The organism is Bradyrhizobium sp. CSA207 (assembly GCF_029051685.1).
GTDB lineage: Bacteria > Pseudomonadota > Alphaproteobacteria > Rhizobiales > Xanthobacteraceae > Bradyrhizobium.
Genome location: NZ_JAACFT010000087.1, coordinates 1 through 3,262 on the forward strand (window position 1 = coordinate 1; position 3,262 = coordinate 3,262).

The window sequence follows — 3,262 nt, forward strand, 5'->3', positions numbered from 1 at the left end:
CTGCCTCCGTCACGAGGTTGGGATGGGGCGAGATCGGGCGATCCGGCAACAGCGTTTCGGACGCGGTCTCGGCGCTTTCTTCCTTGGTAAAGGCGACGCTCAATACAAAAATCCTGTCGAACTGGTGCGGGCACCGGCCACGCCTTCACGCCGTGATCGCTGGCAAGGAATTCGCGCCGGGCCACCGCCGGTGATTTGCCGGACTATATCTCAAGTTCGACGAAACGGCGCAGCTTGAAGACGAGGTCGGGCATGGCCTGGCGGAACCGCGTTGCGTTCCGGAACGTGGTGGAGAACGGCGCAAACGTGATCATGGCGTTCCAGTGCCGGTAGCCGTAGACCGTGACCGAGGCGCCGGAGGATGGAAAATCTTCCAGCTTGCACAACTCGCCGAGCACGAGATCGGCAATCGCTTCCGCCGGCAAACGCCGCTTGCCATCCGGTGTCATGACGACTTTCGCGGACGGCTCGGCCGGCTTCGCGGAGACCGCCGCGGCATTGAGCGCAGCCTCATGCGGCGCTGTCACTTCTGCGATTGGCTCCGCGACCGCCTCAAATCCATTCGACGGCGCTGTCGGCGGAACGTCGGTCAGCGGCGGCGGTACGACGACGTCAGCGCGCTTGTTGCCTCCCAGAATGCTGCTGATCATCGCCACAAGACCAGCATCCCTCACGTCATCGCTCATCATCACCCCCGGGGCTTTGGCCTACTCTAGCACCGCAACCGTGGTCCGCCACAGGGTGTTCGGACGCGGATCGCGCTGCTTGATGTCACCAGCGGCGCTGGCGACCAATGACGTCGCGCCGCCCTGCAATCGGTCACTGCTTATCGAACGGAATGTATTGCTGGTACTGCTTGGGCACCGAGCTGCGATAGCGTGCGGGAACGGTGCCGCTGTCGACCGAATGGTCGATCTCCTGCTGCCGGGTCATCTTCTTTTTCGCCGGCTTCTTCGACGCGCTCTTCTTGGAGTCGGACGGCTGGCTCGACGTGTCGGTAGTGGTGGCGCTCGGCGTTGGTGTCGTCGCAGCCGGCGCGGTCGTCGTGGCAGCCGGTGCCGAAGTGCTGCCGGCGGCCGGCGCGCTCTGCGCCAGCGCGAGCGGTGTTTGCATGATAAGCGCCAGCGCTGCTGTCGCAGCCAGCAAATATGATTTTTGCATCAGTACCTCCAAAAATGCCTGATCCGAATGAGGCAAAAATAGTCCTCCGGGATCGACGCGTGCAAGTGTCGTCAACATAGGCCGGAACCCGGGCGTGAACTGTGGCCGAGGTCACATAGATTGCGGCATCAATCCGCGCTACGCGCTCTCGCAGCAGCGCGATGACCGACAACCTTGCGGCGTGCGCGCGCCGCAAGGTTTTTGCATGAAGACGGTCGGCTTCGCCATCCCGTCGATGACGAGAATGTTATCCGTCGCCGGCGCGGGGCAAATTCACGATGCGCAGCCGTAGCTTGTTCGCAAGCGCCTCCTCCCGAAAAATCGTCGATGCCGGGCCATTGTGATCCATATCGCTGTTAGCGGGTCAGATCCCGCTTAGCCTGCATATTCCAGCGCAGACAACTTTAGCCCGATCTGTTTCATCTCGACTTTTCAGGGAGATTCTTCATGAGCAGCCGTCACAGCATTGTTCCGCGCGGTCTGAACGCAACGCGTTCGTCGCTTTCGCAAGGCCGCTTCGGCCGCATGTTCCGCAAGCTCGCTCCGGCGAAATTCGGCTCGAACGATGCCAACAACATCGCGAACCTGTCGGCACTCGCCGACAAGATGGTCGCTGACTTCGACGGACCGAAGGACGGGCCGGACGCAGAAGAGAGCGGTATTCCCGCGCTCTACACCTATTTCGGCCAGTTCGTCGACCACGATATCACCTTCGATCCGGTGAGTTCGCTGACCAAGCAGCAGGATCCGGACGGGCTCGTCGACTTCCGCACGCCGGCGCTCGATCTGGACAATCTCTACGGTCGCGGTCCGAACGACCAACCCTACATGTATGACGGCATCAAGTTCCGGCTCGGCGAGAATCTGACCGGCGCCGGTGTGCCCGATGCCAGCGACCTGCCGCGCTTCAAGGGCCGCGCGCTGATCGGCGATCCCCGCAACGACGAGAACAGCATCGTCTCGCAGTTTCAGGCCTTGATGCTGCGGTTTCACAACCGCATGGTCGACGACAATGACAGCCTGTCGTTCGAAGACGTGCAGCAGCGCGTCCGCTTCCATTATCAATACGTCGTGCTGAACGATTTCCTGCCTCGGATCGTCCATGCCAGCGTGCTGGACGAGCTGAAGACCGCAGGTCACTACGACCGCAGCAAGCTCGCCCACTACCACTGGAAGACTTATCCGTTCATGCCGGTCGAGTTCTCGGTCGCGGCCTACCGGCTCGGGCACTCCATGATCCGCCCCGGCTACCGGCTGAACGATGCGGCCAACATGCTGTTGCAGATCTTCCCCGATCCCAACAATCCCGATCAGAACGCACTGACCGGCTTCCGCGCCATGGGCCCGGGACGCGCGATCGACTGGGGCCGCTTCATCGATCTCGACACGCGCGCCTACGGTGTCGAGGACGACGATACCAATCCCGACAACAAGAGGCGGCTGCAGTTCGCCTATCGCATCGATACCTCGCTGGTGGACCCGCTGCGCAAGCTGCCGCCGGAAGTCGCGTCCAATCCGTCGTCGCTGGCGCTGCGCAATCTCGAGCGCAGCTGGCGGCTCGGACTGCCGTCGGGCCAGGCCGTCGCCAGGGCGATGAACCTGACGCCGCTGACGGATGACGAGATCATGATCGGCAAGGCCGTCGACGAGGCGGGACCGGGCGATCCGCAAGTCAGGATCGCGACCATCGCGAACGGCGTGTTTGCCGGCAACTGCCCGCTCTGGACCTACATCCTGGCCGAAGCGCGGCAGTTCCAGACCGCCGTCATGGTCCCGGCGACCGGCGCGCCGGCATCGGGTGTCAACACGCCACAGCTCGGGCCGGTCGGCGGACGCATCGTGGCCGAGGTCTTCCTCGGCCTGATGTTCGGCGATAATTCCTCGCTGCTGTCGCTCGACCCGAACTGGGCGCCGGTGACCGGCCCCAACTTCGCGCTGAGGGATTTCGTCGCCTACGCGCTCGGCCAGGGTCCCAGCCTGCACTGAGCTTGCGCGCTCCGTCAGCGGTGTGAAGGCCGCTAGAGCCTGATGAAATGAGACTCGCCTGGTGCCCCGGCGGAAGTGCGTTCCCTCCCCCCTTGTGGGGGAGGGAACGCACTTC

Annotated in this window: 3 protein-coding genes and 1 pseudogene; 1 reads left to right on the forward strand and 3 read right to left on the reverse strand. The window is 63.2% G+C overall.

All coding sequences use genetic code 11. The features are described 5' to 3' along the window. The 3 genes and pseudogenes from GWG65_RS39935 to GWG65_RS39945 all read right to left on the reverse strand — a co-directional run. A pseudogene (locus GWG65_RS39935) lies at positions 1-103 on the reverse strand (transcription elongation factor); the annotation flags it as partial. Between the two features lie 100 nt (positions 104-203). Next, a complete protein-coding gene (locus tag GWG65_RS39940) occupies positions 204-686 on the reverse strand; it encodes a hypothetical protein (protein ID WP_275200879.1) in 483 nt (160 codons plus the stop codon). A 133-nt stretch (positions 687-819) separates the two neighbouring features. Then, a complete protein-coding gene (locus GWG65_RS39945) occupies positions 820-1,161 on the reverse strand; it encodes a hypothetical protein (protein WP_275200880.1) in 342 nt (113 codons plus the stop codon). A gap of 447 nt (positions 1,162-1,608) precedes the next feature. Between GWG65_RS39945 and GWG65_RS39950 the strand changes: the two genes are divergently transcribed. Further along, positions 1,609-3,147, forward strand: a complete 1,539-nt coding sequence (locus tag GWG65_RS39950) for a heme peroxidase family protein (protein ID WP_275200881.1) — start codon at positions 1,609-1,611, stop codon at positions 3,145-3,147. The last annotated feature ends 115 nt before the right edge of the window (positions 3,148-3,262 follow it).

What these genes read in the sequence shown, in the direction of transcription:
- GWG65_RS39940 (WP_275200879.1), bottom strand. Translation starts at nt 686, where the DNA reads ATGAGCGATGACGTGAGGGATGCTGGTCTTGTGGCGATGATCAGCAGC.
- GWG65_RS39950 (WP_275200881.1), top strand. Translation starts at nt 1,609, where the DNA reads ATGAGCAGCCGTCACAGCATTGTTCCGCGCGGTCTGAACGCAACGCGT.
- GWG65_RS39945 (WP_275200880.1), bottom strand. Translation starts at nt 1,161, where the DNA reads ATGCAAAAATCATATTTGCTGGCTGCGACAGCAGCGCTGGCGCTTATC.